The organism is Halalkalibacter hemicellulosilyticusJCM 9152, from assembly GCF_000513115.1.
In the GTDB taxonomy this organism is placed as follows: Bacteria; Bacillota; Bacilli; order Bacillales; family Bacillaceae_D; genus Halalkalibacter; species Halalkalibacter hemicellulosilyticus.
On sequence record NZ_BAUU01000010.1, the window covers coordinates 41,141 to 60,680 of the forward strand.

At 38.6% G+C, this 19,540-nt stretch carries 15 protein-coding genes; 12 read left to right on the plus strand and 3 right to left on the minus strand.

Annotation, left to right across the window (positions count from 1 at the left end):
- Nucleotides 1-176 precede the first annotated feature (176 nt).
- From JCM9152_RS07455 to JCM9152_RS07465, 3 genes are all read left to right on the plus strand, one after another.
- Entirely contained in the window at nucleotides 177-1,520 is a 1,344-nt protein-coding gene (locus JCM9152_RS07455; protein ID WP_035342744.1) for a DUF6612 family protein, read from the plus strand.
- 343 nt (nucleotides 1,521-1,863) lie between these two features.
- A complete protein-coding gene (locus JCM9152_RS07460) occupies nucleotides 1,864-2,232 on the plus strand; it encodes a nuclear transport factor 2 family protein (protein ID WP_035342746.1) in 369 nt (122 codons plus the stop codon).
- A gap of 1 nt (nucleotide 2,233) precedes the next feature.
- Nucleotides 2,234-2,824, plus strand: coding sequence for a dihydrofolate reductase family protein (locus JCM9152_RS07465; protein ID WP_035342748.1), 591 nt, complete (start codon nucleotides 2,234-2,236; stop codon nucleotides 2,822-2,824).
- Between the two features lie 33 nt (nucleotides 2,825-2,857).
- On the opposite strand, the gene JCM9152_RS07470 is transcribed toward JCM9152_RS07465, so the two are convergent.
- The 3 genes from JCM9152_RS07470 to JCM9152_RS07480 are packed head-to-tail and all read right to left on the minus strand — an operon-like array spanning nucleotide 2,858 to nucleotide 4,689.
- On the minus strand, nucleotides 2,858-3,448 hold the full coding sequence (locus JCM9152_RS07470; RefSeq protein WP_035342750.1) for a TetR/AcrR family transcriptional regulator: 591 nt from the start codon (nucleotides 3,446-3,448) through the stop codon (nucleotides 2,858-2,860).
- 42 nt (nucleotides 3,449-3,490) lie between these two features.
- Complete coding sequence (locus JCM9152_RS07475) at nucleotides 3,491-4,273, minus strand: DNA alkylation repair protein (protein ID WP_035342752.1); 783 nt, start codon at nucleotides 4,271-4,273, stop codon at nucleotides 3,491-3,493.
- A complete protein-coding gene (locus tag JCM9152_RS07480) occupies nucleotides 4,270-4,689 on the minus strand; it encodes a VOC family protein (protein WP_035342754.1) in 420 nt (139 codons plus the stop codon). Before JCM9152_RS07480 ends, JCM9152_RS07475 begins: the two co-directional genes overlap by 4 nt.
- 153 nt (nucleotides 4,690-4,842) lie before the next feature.
- Here JCM9152_RS07480 and JCM9152_RS07485 point away from each other — a divergent pair, with 153 nt between their 5' ends.
- The 9 genes from JCM9152_RS07485 (at nucleotide 4,843) to JCM9152_RS07525 (ending at nucleotide 19,528) form a co-directional block, all read left to right on the plus strand.
- Nucleotides 4,843-5,406 (plus strand): dihydrofolate reductase family protein, encoded by a 564-nt coding sequence (locus JCM9152_RS07485; RefSeq protein ID WP_035342755.1) that lies wholly within the window; start codon nucleotides 4,843-4,845, stop codon nucleotides 5,404-5,406.
- A gap of 31 nt (nucleotides 5,407-5,437) precedes the next feature.
- Nucleotides 5,438-5,929, plus strand: a complete 492-nt coding sequence (locus tag JCM9152_RS07490) for a DinB family protein (protein WP_035342757.1) — start codon at nucleotides 5,438-5,440, stop codon at nucleotides 5,927-5,929.
- 174 nt (nucleotides 5,930-6,103) lie between these two features.
- Complete coding sequence (locus JCM9152_RS07495) at nucleotides 6,104-6,898, plus strand: DUF2935 domain-containing protein (RefSeq protein WP_035342759.1); 795 nt, start codon at nucleotides 6,104-6,106, stop codon at nucleotides 6,896-6,898.
- A gap of 188 nt (nucleotides 6,899-7,086) precedes the next feature.
- The gene (locus tag JCM9152_RS07500; RefSeq protein WP_035342761.1) at nucleotides 7,087-10,140 is read left to right on the plus strand and encodes an efflux RND transporter permease subunit; all 3,054 of its coding nucleotides are present in this window, start codon (nucleotides 7,087-7,089) and stop codon (nucleotides 10,138-10,140) included.
- Between the two features lie 266 nt (nucleotides 10,141-10,406).
- Entirely contained in the window at nucleotides 10,407-11,876 is a 1,470-nt protein-coding gene (locus JCM9152_RS07505) for a hypothetical protein (protein ID WP_035342763.1), read from the plus strand.
- 167 nt (nucleotides 11,877-12,043) lie between these two features.
- Nucleotides 12,044-17,125, plus strand: coding sequence for an Ig-like domain-containing protein (locus tag JCM9152_RS07510; RefSeq protein WP_035342765.1), 5,082 nt, complete (start codon nucleotides 12,044-12,046; stop codon nucleotides 17,123-17,125).
- Between the two features lie 41 nt (nucleotides 17,126-17,166).
- Complete coding sequence (locus JCM9152_RS07515; protein ID WP_035342767.1) at nucleotides 17,167-17,364, plus strand: hypothetical protein; 198 nt, start codon at nucleotides 17,167-17,169, stop codon at nucleotides 17,362-17,364.
- Between the two features lie 207 nt (nucleotides 17,365-17,571).
- Nucleotides 17,572-18,270: an ABC transporter ATP-binding protein gene (locus JCM9152_RS07520; RefSeq protein WP_035342769.1), complete on the plus strand. Its 699-nt coding sequence runs from the start codon at nucleotides 17,572-17,574 to the stop codon at nucleotides 18,268-18,270.
- Nucleotides 18,260-19,528 (plus strand): ABC transporter permease, encoded by a 1,269-nt coding sequence (locus JCM9152_RS07525; RefSeq protein ID WP_035342771.1) that lies wholly within the window; start codon nucleotides 18,260-18,262, stop codon nucleotides 19,526-19,528. The genes JCM9152_RS07520 and JCM9152_RS07525 overlap by 11 nt, the downstream gene beginning before the upstream one ends.
- Nucleotides 19,529-19,540 lie beyond the last annotated feature (12 nt).

Here is a 19,540-nt window from a genome sequence, read left to right on the forward strand (position 1 = left end):
AGGTAGTTTTCCTTGAGTTAGCTTTTTTACTGTTTAAACGTTATAGGTCATATTCTCTACCTTTCCTCATAATCATACAGTTATTTAGTTCTGTTTTTTACTGAATGGCACAGTAGACATCTTATAAAATGTTAATATTAGTAAGTTGTGTTAATAGAGATAAGGAGTGAGGAGAAATGGAAAAAGTAAAATGGCTTTTATTTAGCGCTTCCGTTTTACTACTGGCAGCTTGTTCAAATAATACGAGTGTTGAAGAAGTATTTGCATGGGGAATAGAGGCTCATGAGACAGTTGAGTCTATGCAGCTTGAAACGGAAGGGACAACGGAGTCGATTGATATCCAGTGGCTCGCTCAAATGAATGTAGATGAAGGTGTATATTCTTTGCTATATGACGAGTATTTAGAAGTGTATAAAGATGATGAATTAGTTGTAGGGGTGATTGATGATGAGGAGCTTGACGAATATAGCATTGGCTTTCTCATTGAGAAGGTCATTAACGAGTACGAGTATGTACTAAAGCGGTTTGATCATTATGTGGAAGATGTGAATGAAGCTTTTGAACTTGAAGTGGAAGAAGAGCACTATATCCTAACCTATAATGGTGACGATGAACAGCAACAGCAATTAGCTGAGCAGTTGGTAAATGATAGTATGAAGATCCTTGTAGGGGAGGATGTTGAGATTATATCAGTTGATGTTGAACAGTTGGAGTTTACTTTCACGATAGATAAAGAAACCAATCTTATAGCAACATTTGAGCAAAAAGTGAGTCTTGATGTTCAATTTAATGACGAATGGTTTTTAGAGGATCGATTTTTATATGACGAGCATTTGACGACAACGTATACACAATATAATGAAATGAATGAAATTGAAAGACCTGTACAAGCAGAAGCGACCGTAGCTGAAGTTGAGGATGATGCTATATCCATTGATCTTTCTGCAAAAGAGATTGAAGTCATTGAAGAAGAAGCAGCTACTTATGTTGATGCTCTAATTCAGGCGACGGTCTTTCAAAATGCTGATGGCTTTGGAGAAATAGTTGCCGGCTCAAGGTCAGATGACGACAAGCAGGCAGATGGTGAATTTCAAAGGGATTCCTTTGTTGAATTCTACCGTCAAAACACAAAAAGAAATATGGGCGATCATGTGAGTGATGAATTAATTGATGAATTAGCAGATTCTTATATGAATGCATTGTCCCAGACAGATTACGAGGTGATTGATGCGCAGTTGATTGATGACGAGCAAATCATCGTTACGTTATCTATTACAGGCTTATTCGACTCCCTTATTATGTATGAAATTGAACATGAACTAACAGAGGCCATTGAATTAGGAGACGAAAATGTTGATAATTGGTTGGAGTATCAAGTGGAATTAATGATTGATGCGTACAATGGACCGTTTGTCGAAGGCCAAACAACAGAAGCGACTGTGCACGTACTTCGTGACTCGGATGGGGCTTATCATGTGTTAATGCAAGATGAGTATTTGCTTGGTGGATTTGTGCAGTGAGTCTACTAATCGTTTAAAACGATTGACTGATTGATCAAATGAGACAATCGTACATATATATGCCTTAGTTTCAACTGATCAAGGCTATATATATAGGGGAAATGAAAATCACCAGCCATCTAAATGAACTTTATGGTGGCTGGTGATTTGAACTTTTTACACTCAGACGTAGAAAGGGTTGTATCTTTGCATAAAAGAATTTTAAGTATGACCCCGTCCCGATAGCGATGGTTTTTCTCTTTCTTATGAAAGTATGTCGGGCGTAATTGAGCAATATAGAAGAAGTGACTTAGTGAAAAGGCTGTTATAATGATAGGAAGAAGGGAAAGGAGATGTGAACAGAATGAAGACTCAACTTCAAGCATTTATTGAAACATTTAATCAAGCTTTTGCAAATGTAGATTTAGATGTTATTGCGAATAGTGTAACAGATGATGTTGTTTGGAAGATGGTTGGAGATCGAACCGTTACCGGGAAAGAAGAGATGATTCGTTTGCTGAAGGAAATGGATGATGGACAGTCTTATAAGCTAACGATTGAGCATGTCATTACACATGGGACAACAGCGGCGGCTAATGGGAAAATGAAAACCGTTCGTTCATCTGGTGAAGTGAGAACATTTGAATTTTGTGATGTCTATCAGCTAAATAAACATAAAGGTGGCAAGATTAAGACATTGACATCCTACGTTATGGAGGCAGTAGAGGAGTAATATGATTGAGCGTAAAGTCATTTATTCACAAATGGTCTCACTTGACGGATATATCGAAGGACCCCAGCATGAAATCGATTGGGGAAAACCAGGTGAACAATTGTTTCGACATTTCAATGAACAAGAAAAGGTCTTTGATACACATCTATACGGACGAAAAACATATGAGAATATGAGAGATTATTGGTCAGAACGAGGACAGGCCCGTGATGCATCGAAAGACGAAGTGGCATTTGCACGTATATGGAATGAGATCAAAAAAGTTGTGTTTTCAAATACGCTTAAGAAGGTAGAAGGCAATAGCATACTCGTTCACAATGATATCGAAGCTGTCATCAATCAATTAAAGGAACAACGAGGGAAGCATATGTCACTTGGTGGAGCAACGCTTGCTGAAACGTTTATGAATTTAGGGTTGATCGATGAATATCATTTATACATTCATCCTATTCTTCTCGGTGGAGGACGCCGTTTGTTTCCTAGTTTGCGAGCGAAAACAAACCTAAAGCTGATTGATTCAAAGGTGTTCGATCAGACTGTGGTGATGCTACGTTATACTCCGATAAAAAAGCATACAAAAGAGGAAGGTTGAGTTTCAGCTTTCCTCTTTTGCTGCGAGTTTAAATCATAAGTGTCGCTTAAATGTGTATATCGTTTCGGTAAGAACGTTCATCACATCTTTTAACTTCCTTGTGTAATCAGGCTGCTGAGCTAGCCAAAGCGCGGATTCATTCATCGCCCCAGATAGAATATGAGTAAGAGCTTCGATGGAGGTCGGTTTAAGATGTCCGTTTTTTTGCATGGTGTGAAGCTGCTCATTTAGTAGCTTCATTGAATACAATGCATCCATTTGTCGCCATAACTCCCAGCCAAGAACGGCTGGGCCATCAATAAGGATGATTTGTCTATTTTCTTCATTTATAGCAGATAGGATAAAAGCGTGACATCCGTTTAATAATTGCTCCCATACATCTGTGCTTGTTGCGGCCTCACTCTCAACCTTTTTAGCCATTTCGCTTTGTATTCTTTCAAATACAGTGAGAAATAAATTCTTTTTATTTGTAAAATGGTGATAGAGTGCGCCTCTTGTAACGCCAGCTTCTTTAACGAGCTCCTCAAGAGACGTTTTGTAATATCCTTGTGCCGTAAATTGTTTACGAGCTGTGTTAATTAGTGATTCAATCGTTGCTTCGGCTTCAGCTTTTGTTTTCTTCATTGTATGGATACCCCTTTTACATCATGTATGCTCTCCTATGGTTTACTTGAGATCATTTAATATGTTAAGTGCTCTCCCGTCTCCTTGCTTCTTTAATGTCCGTAAACCTTGCTGGATAACCCAATTGTTATAGTCAATGGAGCCTGTCATCACATGTTGAATCCAGCTTAACGTTTGTTCGGGATGGCTTTTCGTTAAATCATTGATATGGTTGGCAACTGATTTTCTGACATAAGGCGAAGGATCGTTTAATAACGGTTTGAGAAGCTGGAAGTGGTATGGAATTTCCCCTTTTAGTACATCAATCTTCTTCGCCCATGGTAGGCGAGGGCGCGTCCCTTCACTGACTAGACGGCGGACGTGAGAGTTTGAATCGTTTAACCATTTTGTTAAAATTTTTAATGTTTGATCTGGGTCATGAGCTAAGTATGGACGTATGGCATATTCTGCGGTATGTCGTTTTGTAATCTCATAAAGAGCTTGCATCGATAAATGATAATGGCTAAGACCATATGTTTCAACAAAGTGTGCAAGTGGCATGAGAAAGTATCCGTTTGTAAACATCCCTTCTTCTGTCTTGTTTTCCGGACCAAGGATGTTCATCAAAATGGCTAAAGCATCTGGATATCTATTTGGTAACTGTTTCTTCAAAGCTTGACTAATGACGGCTACCCTCGCTTTTAACTGTAGTGGTGAGACTTGTTGTTCGACAGAATGAATAAAGGCTTCGGACTGAAACGAAGGATAATGTGGAACGATTAGTTCTGAAAGATGATGAGCAAGCTCCTCGTTGAAATAGTTCTTTAAAGCTACTGACTTTGTCATGATTTTTCGTCCCAAATGTTTTCATTGTAATGCTGATTATACGTGTCGTCTGGAGGGATGATTTTAATGATATCAAGTAATATTCCATTTGGATCACTCGTAATAAAGTGACGTTGACCAAACGCTTCATCACGAATATCTAAGTGTAGTGGTAATTTTTTCTTGTGGATTAATTCCTCGTAAAGCGTGTCAACATCATCGACTTCAATATTGAGAATAAGACCTTCAGTTTTTGCTCGGAATCCTTCCGGAATAGTCGCGTGAGAATCGTTTAGAAGGGCGAGTTCAAAAGAATTTCTTTGCAAGCTGACGTACCAATCGGCTTCAAATACCGCTTTAAAGTCAAAATGCGTTTGATAAAATTGGCTACTTTCGGTCATTTTGTTTGTTAATAGAACAGGGTAAAAGCTTTTCATCATTTAGACCTCCTAGGAATATAAATATAATGGGAGTTTAACATACGTACAGTATGTATGTAAATAGAGCAATAAAAAAGAAATATAGGAATCTACTTCTTGTTATGATGGTGACAACAGTAAAACGTCATTCTCTGGAAAGGATGAATATGATTGAGAAAGGTTATTTTATCAATGGTCATGTCTTTAGATGGGTTTATTGAAACGAGGAATAGAGATATTTCGTGGCATGTTTGGGATGATGAGATGCAAGCGTATATGGATGAATTATTAGACGATATTGATACGTTGCTGTATGGTCGTGTGTCCTATGAAATGATGATTGATTATTGGCCTGCTGCGGAAATGAATGAACGAAACAGCGAAGAACATCGTGCTTTTGCTCGAAAAATGAATTCGCTCGATAAAGTTGTTTTTTCTCATAGCCTAAACGAAGCAACGTGGAATGCACGCATTGTTAAGGAAAACATTGAAGATGAAATTCTTACTATGAAGCAGCAAGAAGGAAAGGATATTGTGTTGCTAGCGGGGCCTAATCTTGCAGCGACGTTGATCAAGCATGACGTTATAGATGAGTATCGCATCATTGTGAATCCAGTTGTATTAGGTGAAGGTCAGCCGTTGTTTAAAGAAAGGCCACGAGCGATTGAGCTAGTGGATTCGAAGTCTTTTCAATGTGGAAATGTGTTACTCATTTATAAAGCAAAAAAAGATTAGTTTTATATTTGGTAGAAGGAGGATTTTATATATGAATTTACAAAAAACATACGTTGAAGAATTCAAAAGGGAAATAGCGATGACACGAGATTCGTTGAAAAGAATACCGGAGGATAAGCTATCTTGGAAACCTCATGAGAAATCAATGTCATTAGGTCAATTAGCGTTACACATAGCATTAATCCCTGGCCAGTTAACACAACTGTTCAGTGAGCTTGAACGAGAGGTTCCGAATGTTCCGCTCCATGAGGCTAGATCAATTGATCAACTTTTACATGCATTAGATGAAAATGAAGAAATAGCGAGGAATCACTTAATGAACTGGAATGCAGAAGAGCTTGAAGCCGACTGGTCAATGGTTGATGGTGGACAAATACTTCTTACAGAACCACGATGGGTGATGATTCGCTCGTTAATGTTTAATCATTTGTATCATCATCGTGGGCAACTGACTGTTTACCTCCGCTTATTAAATATCTCTGTACCAGCTATTTATGGAGCAAGCGCCGATGAATTTGAATAATATTTACAATGAAGAGTACTAAAAAAGATAAAACTACAATTTTTACGATTCGGCTACAAAGTGCTACTTCATTGAAAAATACTGTAAGAAGCATTTTGCTTTTCAAATGGACAGACATACATTTCAACATTGTGCGATATGTTTAGTGTGAGAAGCTAAAGGAGGAATCGTATAATGAGTTCATTTGAACAAATAGCAGCATTTGAAAATGGGTTTTGGTTACAGGTGCTTGGTGATCATGCACGATTCATTCATGATGCGTTAGCACCAAGCGAAGGAGAGAAGATAGCAGAAGCTATGTATTTTATTGATGCATTTGATCAATTGCTTGCTAATGTGCAAGATGAAGACCCACTTATTTTAAGTAAAATTGCATCAGAGGAAGTTGTAAAATTAAGGGAGTATAAACTTAGTATTATTAAAGCGCATTTAATTGGTGAAATCAAAATTGGTTTAGGTCCTACGTTTCTTAACCATATGGTCAATGAGCTAGATGAATATATGATTATTTTAGAATATTTGACTAAAGGTGAGTCACCTCCAATGTTTCATGAGCTCCATCATCATTTAGTTTGGCTGTTGGATGCAGCTGGGCATGCTGGGGCCATTACAGATAACATGGATCGGATTGAAAAGAATATTCGCGATAAAAGTGGGGCATTTACGAAGGACTTTGAAGAGTTTTATTTAAAGGCAGTTGAATTAAAAGGATTTCTTCGAACGAATCTGTCGACTTTTCCTGCGTTAGATCGCTTTAACCATGATGTAGCATTAGAAATGCACCTTTTTCAAAGCTTTGTTGACGAAATCGAGGAGCTTGAACTAAGTAAACAAGCGTTAGGGACATTTGCACCATTAATGGCTGACCATATGATGAGAGAGCAATGCTATTATTTAATCAAACTAGCAGAGTCAACGGACATAGAAGATCCCAATTGTGATCCGACAAAACCTCGGTTAGAATCGTAATTTATGATTTTTCATCTAGTATGTAAGCTTAATACGAGTTCATTCTTGTATTAGGCTTTTTAAATGTTGTCATTAGGTAGAGCTTGTTTCATTCATAAATTAGTCACATTTATTTGGTTTAAGATCGTCTGATTATGTGAATAGAAGGGAGGAATTGAAATTTCAGATGCGGATGGAGGAAAAGGCTAATGAACGGGCTATTAGAGCGCTCTAAGCTGTTTTTAATTTTGTTTTTATTGTTGGTTATTGTTGGTGTTTATACATTTATTACTGTATCACAGCGTGAAATTCCGGAAACGACATTAAATATTGGTACGATTACAACGATCTATCCGGGAGCGACGGTTGATGCAGTGGAGCGACATGTAACAAATCCCATTGAGGCAGATCTACTAGCAATTGATGGAATTGAAGAAGTAAGCTCTGTCTCAGCTGCTGGTGTATCTTCGATCGTTATAACAGTAGAAGAAAGAGTAGATAAGTCAGAAGTAATGGGAGAAGTGCGACAATCGGTTGCAAATGTTTCAGTCACATTTCCAGATGAGGTTCAGTCTCCTACTATTTCAGATGTGCAATCGAATATGCCAATTTCCTCTTATTTTGTAACAGCAGATGATCCTGAACAGTTACAAACATTGTATTCGGAAATAAAGAGATGGGAAGAAGCAGTGAGTCGAGTTGCTGGAGTTGCGGATGTGATCGTCAAAGGAATTGAAGAAGAACAAATTATTCTTACGTTAGACTCTGAAGAACTTGGGGCTAATGGTTTTGCCTTTCCAGATGTTATCAATGCATTAGAGAATGAATTTGATTTGCCACCGCTTGGGAAGCAAGAAGTGGAAGGCTCTTTATACCAATTGAAAATCGATGAAGCAAGAGAAATTGCTGCTCTAGAGCGTATATGGATTGGGGAAAATTTTGCTGGGGATGCTGTCTTCATAGAAGATGTTGGCTCAGTAACGGTAGAGGCAAAACAGCCGAATGATCGGATATCGATTGACGGAACCTCGGCTATTTCATTCACAGTGGTTGTCCAACCAGGTGAGGATATTCCAACTGTACATAATCGAGTGGACGGTAAGGTACAGCAGCTATCAACTTCATTATCAGATGAGTTTGAGTTAGTCTCTTATTATTCACAAGCGGATCTAGTGAACGAGATATTTAGAGGGCTCTTTATGTCGCTAGCGATTGCGGTAGTCGCTGTAGTTGTCACAAGTTCCTTAGGTTTAACGTTATCTGGTGCGGTTGTTGTTGCACTAGCTGTACCATTATCAGTATTGATGGGGATCATTCCACTTCCGTTTGTTGGAGTGGATCTTAATCAGATTTCAGTTATTGGACTCATTATTGCGTTAGGGATATTAGTGGATGATTCTATTGTCGTTAATGATAACATTCAACGTCGATATGCGTTAGGTGACTCTGCGAAATTAGGAATTATTAACGGAGTGAAGGAAATATGGGTATCGATCGTGACATCGACATTAGCTATTGTCTTTACTTTTTCACCACTCGTTTTTCTAAGTGGAGCAAACGGTGATTTTATTCGTGCAATGCCAACGATCTTAATTACGACGATCCTTGCTTCGACTGTTGTGGCTTTAATATTTGTTCCAATCCTACGCTTTTTGCTTTTTCGAGTAGAGAAAAGAAATAGGAGGAAGAGGTCAGCTGGCTTACTTGGAACGTTATTTGAACGGTTGCAAGATTTCTATGCGGATACATTACTGAAGAATGTCGGAGAAAAGCCTGTGGCTGTTTCAGTGGTAGGCTTACTTGCGACAACGGCTATTTTTGGTCTCGTATTGTTAACGCCATTTGAGTTTTTTCCTGCAGCAGATCGTGAAGAAGTGACAGTTACCGTGACGTTACCTGCGGGAACTACACTTGATGAGACGTACGAAAGGTTAGAAGAAATGGCTCTTTATTTTGAGGAAGATGAAGGGGTTTATGAAACGAGTATTTTCGCAGGAAGTGGCCTACCGAATTTATTTAATAGTTCACTTGATCAAAGCGGTGAATATACTGGTCAGCTCGTTGTAAGAGTAGACCGTGAGAATCAAAACGCACAAGGATTGATCGAACAATGGACAGAGCCTGTTCGCGAGCAATTTCCAGAGGCAACGATCTTTTTAGAGACGATCGAACAAGGGCCACCAAGTGGAGCTCCTGTAACCGTTACTTTAACAGGATCGAGCATGGAGAAGCTAATTGATATTCGTAATGATCTTACAGAAGAAATTCAAGCGCTAGGAGCGGAATTAGTCGTGGATGATGTCGGGGAATCGGAGCCGACCATTGTTTACAGTGTCGATCGTGAACAAATGGAGGAAAGGAATATTCGCCTTCGTGATATTACTCAACGGATTGGACTTGTGACGGATGGTGTTCCTGTTCGAGCTTTTGATGATGGAAATGAAACAATGGATATCGTCATGTTTGTAGACCGTATTGAAAGAGGAAATGAACTTCAGCTTGATGAGCTTGAGTTAGCTGGAACATCACAGGGAGAGCAAGGCCCACCAGAATTAATGGCATTGTCTGATTTAGTGACAGCTGATTACACGGAAGAGCTACGAGCGATTCCACATTTGAATGGTGAGAGAGCCATTACGATTAGGGCGTTTCCAGGTACAGCTACTGATTTCGAGGCGAAAGTAGCAAATATCGTTGAGACGTATCAAATGCAGTTAGGTGATAGCCAATATGACATCGTTTTAGGTGGAGAAAATGAAAATCAAGATAATTTCTTTGCGGAAATTACTGTCCTATTTATCATTGTTCTTGTGCTCGTCTATTTGCTAGTTGCATTTCAATTTAACTCTTTAACGCGACCGTTCTTAATCTTAGTGGCTGTCTATTTAGCGATTGCTGGAGCCATTCTTGGGTTATTTGTGACGCAAACGCCGATTAGTTTTTTAGCTGTGATGGGAATGGTTTCATTGACGGGAATCGTTGTACGTAATGCGATTGTCTTAATTGAATTTATTGAGCAGCGCCTATGTACAGAAATGAATCTATTAGATGCCGTAAGAGAAGCGGGGCGAGCGCGAATTAGACCGATTCTCTTAACGGCGATTACGTCTATTGTTGCGTTGATGCCGATTGCGTTAAGTGGAGATGCGCTTTTTACACCATTAGCGATTACGATTATTTCAGGAATCTTATTTTCAACATTGCTAACACTGCTCATTGTACCAGCTTTATATGTGGCGATGGTTAGGAGGAAATATAGTTAGTTTATGAGAGCCTCCTCAAAGTCTTTTGACTTTGAGGATGCTTTTTTATGTTCTTTCTTAATTTTAGGAAATTTTGAAAACTTAAACAAAACTTAAACTACGATTAGTAGGATAAATGATATGAGTGTACACATACATGAATAGTGATGAAAGAACTATGTTTTTAGATGAATCGAAAAGATAACAGTTGGTTATTCGAACTCGTTTTAGCTATAAAGCCACAGTATTAAGATGAAGTCGTCAAATGGAGAGGAGACAAGGAAAAAATGAGTAAGCTACGTTATTTCATGAAAAAAATTGGAGTAGTTAGTTTAGTGTTACTGTTAATCTATTCAAGTGTTTTACCGATCGAAACGGTCATTGCAGAAGAAGTGAGTAATTTAATGATCAATGAGGAAGAGGATGGCTTGTTAGATGTTGAAGAAAATGTTAATGAAGAAGAGGATACTTCTGACCTCGATAAAGAGGAAGCTAGTGAAGAGGCTGAGGAAAAGGATCAGGAAAAGGATCAGGAAAAGGATCAGGGTGAGGACATTAAGGATAAGCAAGATGATCCGTCATCGCAAACATCTAAAATAGAAGAAGCTGAGGAAGAGTCTGTCATGGAATTAGCAAGTATAAGTTCAACGACGATGTATTCTGGTGGTGATGGATCTGCAGGAAATCCGTATATTATTGAGACGGCTGAGCAGTTGAATGAAGTTAGAAATAATTTAACCGCTCATTATCTGTTAGCAAATGATATTGACTTAGTAGCATACAGCTCTGGACAAGGCTGGGTGCCGATTGGGGTCAGCTCTAATCAATTTAATGGAACATTTGATGGAAATGGTCATGTTATTAAAAATTTAACAATCGATCGAAGTAACACCAGACAAGACGAGCAAGGACTATTTGGGGTGCTTGGTAGAGGCGGTGTGATAAAGAATGTTTCTTTAGAAGACATAGAAATTAATAGTAATCAAGGTTTCTCTATTGGTGGATTAGTTGGCCTTAATTATGGTGAAATTAGTGGAGTGAGCATCAATGGTACGGTTGAGGGAAGATATTATGTTGGTGGAGTAGTAGGTAGAAACCATGGAGATGTTAACCAAACATATGTTGAGGGTCTTATTTTTGGTTTTAGTAGAGTTGGTGGATTGATTGGAGAAAACTATGGTGATGTTTTTCAATCGTCCGCTGAAGCTTATGTAAACGGGGATGACTATATTGGTGGGTTAGTTGGATTAAATTTAAGTAATGGAAATGGAATAAGTCAATCATTCGCCAAATCTACCGTAAAAGGAAATCAAGATGTCGGTGGCTTAGTGGGACAAAATCAAAATACTATAGTTCAATCATATGCTGAGAGTACTGTAGAAGGATATCGAAATATTGGTGGCTTGATAGGAAATCAATCATGGAGCAACAAAAAAGTAAGTGAGTCCTATTCCAATAGTATAGTAACAGGAAACGAGAGCATTGGTGGTTTAGTAGGTTTAAAGCATGATGTAGCAACTATTGAAGCTTCTTATTGGAATAGGAGTGTTGAGAATGGAGGTTCTTTAGATAATGGATTTGGAACATCTTTAACTGAAGAAGAATTAAAACAATTTAGCACATATGATGATTGGGACACTACGAAGACGTGGTATGTCTATCATGATCAAACGTTTCCCTTTTTACAGTGGGAAAATCCATTGGAAGAAGTAGACATTGATTTATCTGAGTTGAAGGTTGGGGATATGCTCAGTTAACAGTTACCGCAAACCATCAAGAAGGTTCATTTGACGGAACGATTCATGCTAATTTTGAAGTAACAGAAGGGGATCACGTTGTTGAGATAGATAAAGATGGTGTTGTAACAGCAAATGAAAGTGGTGAGGCTGTTATAACCGTTACACTTTACGATGAAGTGGCTACAATGAAAGTAACAGTTGAAGAGGACATGTTTGTAGATGGAGATGGCTCTGCAGAAAATCCTTATATTATTATGACAGCACAGCAGCTAGATGCTGTTAGACAAGATGTAGTGGCTCATTACAGGTTAGGTAATGATATTGATTTAGAAGCATACCTTTCAGGAGAGAGCTGGGAGCCAATCGATCACTTTAATGGTACATTTGATGGTGATGGTTATCAAATAAAAGGGTTAAAAATTGATGGAAATAATAATAATCAAGGGATGTTTGCAAGAGTATATGATTTTGGAGTGATTAAGAATGTCACTTTGGTTGATTTGGATATAACTGGCCGTCGGGATATCGGTGGATTAGTTGGGAGGACTTTTACGCTTGCTCGAATTGAAAACTCGTCGGTAACAGGATCTGTGTCGGGAAGTAATGAAGTCGGCGGGTTGGTTGGATCAAATTCTGGAAGGATTAGTGGATCAGTTGCTTCGACTACCATTTCAGTGAGCGGGTCCAGTGGTGGTGGTCTTGTTGGTCTAAATGGAGGAGAAATTAAAAATTCGTATGCTAGTGGGGAAATATCAGGTGATAGCGGTATTGGTGGCTTGGTAGGAGTACATCCAAGGGATTTTAACAATAGGAAAATAATTAATTCCTATTCAAACAGTATCGTAACGGGGAATAAGGATATTGGTGGATTAGTTGGTTATGTTCATGATCCAACCTTTATAGTAAATTCTTATTGGAATACGAGTGTATATGATGGCGATTATCCAGACAATGGGATCGGTACACCTATGACGGAAGAGCAGTTAAAACAATTTAGCACATTGGGTGATTGGGATTTTACAAATTCTTGGTACGTTTATAATGGTCAAACGTTTCCGTTTCTACAGTGGGAAAATCCGATTAACAATATCGAAAGTGAAGTAGACTCTTCAGAAATTAAGGTTGGTAAAAATACCCATATTTCAGTTACCGCGATTCATCAACAAGGTACTTATGATGGAACACAACATGCAGAGTATAACGTGACAAAAGGTGACGAGATCGTTGACGTAGATCATAATGGGATTGTAACAGCAAATGAAAGTGGTGAGGCTGTTATAACTGTTACACTTTATGGTGAAGAAGACACAATTGATGTAACTGTTAAAGGACCAATCTTTACAGAGGGTGATGGGACAGCTGAAAATCCTTATATTATCACTACAGCAGAACAACTAAATGCTGTAAGAGAAGATTTAGGGGCTCATTATAAGTTAGGACATGATATCGATTTAGCAGCGTACCTTTCTGGAGAGAGCTGGGAGCCAATAGGTCGTGCAGGTACGCCATTTATTGGTACATTTGATGGTGACGGTTATGAAATTACAGGATTACAATTCGACAACGAATTTAGGGAAAATTCAGGGTTTTTTAGTGCACTCAAAGACCCTGGAGTGATTAAAAACGTTACATTAGTAGATGTAGATATTAAGGCTACTAGGCACACTGTTGGTGGTTTAGTTGGTATTAATTTAGGAACAGGTAGAATTGAAAACTCATCTGTAACAGGAACTGTGTCAGGGGGTATGAATGTTGGCGGAATAGTCGGAATAAATTATGGGATGATTAGCGAATCAGTCGCAACTACTACAACTTCAGCACGAGGCTTCAGAAGTGGTGGCCTTGTAGGCTTGAACTCTGGAGAAATTATAAATTCATATGCTAATGGACGAGTTTCTGGTGATGAACGTGTCGGAGGTTTGGTGGGAGAACATGTAAAGCACATTAATAGTAGCAAAATAAGTGAGTCCTATTCAAGCAGTATCGTAACAGGTAATAATAATGTTGGAGGTTTAGTCGGAACCAAGGATGATTCAGCACGTATTGAACATTCTTATTGGAATCAAAGTGTATACAATGGAGATTATCCAGACAATGAGATAGGTACTCCATTGACAGAAGCGGAGTTAAAGAAGCTGACCACGTTTAGTAATTGGGATTTTACGAATACGTGGTACGTCTATAATGATCAGGTGTTCCCATTTTTACAATGGGAAAATTCATTGGAGTCAGTAGAAGTGAAACTCGATTCTTCAACGTTACAGATTGGTAACAGCACGCAAATAACCGTCACTGCCCATCACGAAGAAGGGTCATTTGATGGAACAAGTAATGCTGAATATGGAGTTACTAAAGGAGACGATCTCATCTCCATAGATGAAGATGGGCAGGTAACAGCCACCGCGCCAGGAAATGCAGAAATAACTGTCGAATTATTCGGTGAAGTGAGCACGCATGAAATTGAGGTTCTTTCATATCAGATTTCAAGTATAGAAGAGTTTCAACCTATTACTGTGGACAGTGGAACTGAAATTGGCCAAATTGGCTTGCCAACAACGATACAAGTGACGGTAAGTCCAGGAGATGAGTTGCGGGATATTAAGGTGCAATGGACTGATGCAGATGAAGACAATCCGTATGATGCAACTAAAGCTGGAACGTACACATTTATCGGTACTTTAGTTGATTTTTCAAATGATGTTGAAAATCCAAATCATTTAACTGCAAGGATAGATGTGATTGTCGATGTGCCATTTATAACTGATGTTGAAGCAATAGATAGTATATCAGTTGAAAACGGAACGAAACGTGTTGATCTGACATTACCTGACGAAGTTCAAGTTACATTAAATAATGGTGAGACGGCACAAATTGGTGTGAACTGGGATAACGGGGAACCTCTATATGACGAGTTGAAGGCTGGGACCTATATGTTTACAGGGACCTTTGAATTGTCAGAGGGAGTGATAGAACAAGTAACAGCCTTTGTTGCTTCACTTATAAACAGTGAATTTGACCAGTCTTTAAAGGTGAAAAATCCTAGTAACATTACAGCAACTGTAGAAGTTGAAGTTAAACAACCACTTATAACAGAGGTTGAACAATTAGCAGCGATTCATGTCGCAAACGGGACGGAGCTTAGCAAAGTTGGATTACCAGATCAGGTTAATATAACGTTAAATAATGGTCAAGATCTTGATGTTTATGTAGATTGGAATGAAGGTGTTCCAGAATATGCGAAGATGACAGCTGGAGTCTATCAATTCACAGGAACGTTGAAACAGCCTGAAGAGATTGAAAATCCTGATCAAAAAGTAGCAGTCGTTGATGTAGTTGTCGGCGAGCCAATCATTACAGAAGTAGGTACAATAAAGGCTATTCATGTGGCAAATGGGACAAAGCATTCAGAAATAAATTTACCAGAGCAAGTAGAAGTTACAGTTAATAATGGAAACACGATTAACGTAGGCGTGATATGGGATAAAGGAGATCCAACATATAATGGAATGCGGGCTGGCACTTATTTGTTTACGGGAAAGCTGGAATTACCAACCGGTGTACTGAATCCGGATAGCAAGCAGGCCAAAGTCGAAGTGAAAGTTGATAAACCATTTATAACAGAGGTAGAACCATTAAGAGTGATTCAGGTTGAAAATGGAACGAAGCTATCTGAAATCGACTTTGCAGAACAGGTTATGGTGACGTTAAATAATGGCGAGAAAGAGACTATTAATGTGACATGGGATGAAGGAGGCATGGACTATAACAGATTAAAGGCTGGCACTTATCGTTTCACGGGAAGCTTGGAGCCTGTAAGCGAGATCGAAAATCTGAATAATGTAAGGGCAGTGGCAGAGGTAAAAGTAGGGCGACCGTTCATTATGGAAGTGGAGGTGTTAGAAGTAATTTCAGTAGCAAATGGTACAAAGTTTGCTCATATTGGTTTACCAAAACAGGTCGAGGTGACGTTAAATAATGGCGGTCAAGCAACCGTTGATGTGGAATGGAACGAGAGTGTTCCTAAATATGATGAAAAGAAAGCAGGAGTCTATCATTTTACGGGAATGTTTAAGCAGTTAGACGATGTTGAAAATCCAAATTTTAAACACGTATCTGTTGAGGTGATGGTCGATCAACCTGCTATTGTAGAAGTAGGCGATTTAGGGGATATCGCCATCATTAGTGTTGCGAACGGAACGAAACGATCTGATCTTACGTTACCGAAAAAAGTGGAAGTTATTTTGGATAATGGTGAAGCAGTAGAAATGGATGTAACGTGGAATGATGGTCATCCTCCATATGATGAGAAGAAGGCCGGAACGTACACGTTTACAGGGACCTTTGTACTGTCACAAGGGATGTTAAGTAGTTTAAGAACGTCAATTGCTACGATTTTTACGAGTGAATGGAATCAGTTTAGCGAAATACAAAATCCAGAACAATTAACGGTAACGGTTGATGTAGAAGTTCAGGAGCCATTTATTACTGAAATAGAACAATTGGAGCGGATTTATGTCGAAAATGGTACTGAACGGGCAGATCTTGAATTACCACAGTCTGTTGAGGTGATGTTAAACAATGGTGATAAAATAAATGTTCATGTAATTTGGGATGAATCTGTTCCAATGTATAATGAAAAACAGTCTGGAGCCTATCTATTTCATGGAACACTTGAACAACTAAATGGTATCGAGAATCGACATAATGAGCAAGTGACTGTTGAAGTAATTATGGATAATCCGATTATTATGTCAGTTGAATGTTTAGAGGAAATAACGGTTGTGAATGGAACGAATCGGGCAGACTTAAAGTTACCGAAGTATGTCGAGGTACTATTAAACAATGGAGAGACAATAGGAGTGAATGTGACGTGGGTTGATGGGAAGCCGCAGTATGATGGAATGAAAGCTGGCTCCTATGAGTTCATTGGAACGTTGGATCAGTTGACTGATATACAAAATCCTTCTAGTATCCATGCAAGCCTAACCGTTTACGTCTCTGAAAGGGTAGATCCAATTAAGGATGCCCCCCATTTAGAAGACCCTTTCATTAATGAAGAACATCATCATGAAAATGAGCATTCTCCAAAAAATCAAGAGATTTTAAGAAGAGAACATGAAGAATACACACCTTTGAGTGAAGAGGAAGAACGATTACCAGAAACAGCAACTCCATATTTAAAAATATTATTAGTTGGATTGTTTCTTGTAGTATTTAGCAGAGTTTTGCTGTTTTTGAAAAGAATGAAGCAAAGTGGAACTGAATAAAACAGTGGTGGCTGTGAACGAAGGACTATTTTCGTATTGAAATGGAGTTCGAAACCGTTGCCTTCTTTGAAAAGATTGATACGAGTGGGTTTCTCGTATCAATTGAGAAACGAGTGAAGCCATTGCTTGTCAAATCAAAGGTACTGAAAAAGTTGATTTGTACTTTTTCAGTGGCCTCGAAAGCGAGTGGCTGGAGCGCAATGGAACGAATCTGTGACAGCCACTTATTTAAGGAGTAAGCCGGAGAAATTTTACGATAAGTAAAATTTCTCCGGCTTTTTCAATTTAGAGGAGGATTTTGTCTAGCCTCATTATGTTATTTCGGTTATAACGTCTTTTGATCATCAAGAAAAATATATTGACAAAATAACTAATTGTTATTAGAGTATTAACTGTATTAATATGAATGATACAGTTGGATCAGATTGAGAAAGAGGAGTGAGACGATGATCGAGATAAATAATCTATCTTTTTCCTACAAAGTAGGAAAAGGAAATAACAAACAAGTTATTCCTGTTTTGAAAAAAAATAATTTTATTATTAATGAAGGAGAGATGGTTTCAATTGTTGGACGAAGTGGTTCTGGTAAATCGACGTTGTTAAGTTTATTGGCAGGGTTTATGCCTTTAAGTGAAGGAAGTATCAGCTTTGATGGACGAGAGGTAATGGCGTTTTCTGAAAAAGAATGGGCTCAATTCCGATTGGAGCATATTGGGTTTGTTTTTCAAAATTTCCAGCTGATTTCAAGTGCGACGGTTTTTGATAATGTCGAATTACCGTTGATTTTAAAAGGTGTCAATAAGAAGGAAAGAAATAAGAAAGTGCTCGACATATTACAAGAGGTTGGCTTAAAAGATCACCAAAATCATTTCCCAAACGAGCTTTCTGGTGGTCAGCAGCAGCGTGTAGGGATTGCACGAGCCATTATTACGGAACCTAAATACGTGTTTGCAGATGAACCAACTGGGAGTTTAGATACAAATACAGAACTGGAAGTTTTAGCTATATTAAAGAAGCTTAATCAAGAACGAAAGATGACGTTTGTGATGATTACTCATGATGAGGAAGTGGCGGCGATTGCAGATCGCACCTTACTTTTGGAAAATGGAGAGCTTCAATCAGGGGGAAAGCAGCATGCAATTTAATGATCAGTTTCAATATGTAAAACGGAATATGGGGAAAAATCGATTACGCTTATTTATGACAGTTCTAGCTACTACGATGGGGTGTGCGTTCTTAATCGTTCTTGCTTCAGTCGGCTTTGGGCTTCAAGACTCGATTGTTGATGAGATGATGCAGCATCAAATTATGAATGAGATTTCGATTTACGGGCGAGAGGAAGGTGAAGATTGGAAGGAAGTAGAGGAGAGTGATATAGAGGAAATCCGTCAGCTTGAGCACATTCAAGCGATCGTAACTCGAAGTCACGTAAGATACCCAGTGGAGATCTCTGTTGGCTCATATTCAGGTTCAGTAACGACACAGTTGACGAACTTAGAAGAAGAAGAGAAATCAGGCTATTCATTGTTAGATGGACGTTTTCCTGAACAGGAAAATGAAATCATTGTCGGATATCATACGAATGAAATATTATACGATTCAGATGAAAACGAAGAACCTACTTCTTATCAAGGTAGCCTATTAAATGAGACTGTTACATTAACCGTTTACGACTGGGAAGAAGATATTAGATATGAAGAGGAGTTTGTTATTGTAGGTATTGGAGCAGAGCCTGAACAGGAATGGCGACATGATTCATCTGTATTTATTTCTGAATCCATGTCAGGAAGGGAGATCCTTCTTTCTGAAGAAATAGACGGTGAAGTGTATTCATATGAATTAGACGTGATAAGTGTATATGCAACTGACGCTCAACAAGTTGAAGGCTTATCTAATTCGCTTAAGGATAAAGGGTTTATGATTGATTCAGTTAGTGAACGTATTGATGGAATGTCGTTATTTTTTACAGCGTTAAAAACGGGATTAATTATTGTTGGGACAGTAGCGGTCGTTATAGCTTCGATTGGAATCTTTAATACGATGACAATGGCGGTAACAGAACGAACGCAAGAAATCGGGATAATGAAAGCGATTGGAGCTGACCCGACTGTGATTAGGAGATTGTTTTTAATGGAAAGTGCGATTATAGGCTTATTAGGTGTCGTCATTGGTGTGATTCTTTCTTACGCAATTAGTTTTGCCGTTAATTGGATTATTCCAAGAGTACTCGTGGAAGTAACAGAAACCCCTGAATTTATGGATGTGACGTTTTCAGCGATTCCGATTCAACTCGTTGCTATTGCAGCATTTATTAGTATGACGGTGGCCATCGTATCAGGAATACGTCCAGCTAAGAAAGCAACAAAAATCCATGTGCTATCTGCATTAAGAAGAGAAGCATAATGATTTTGAGGT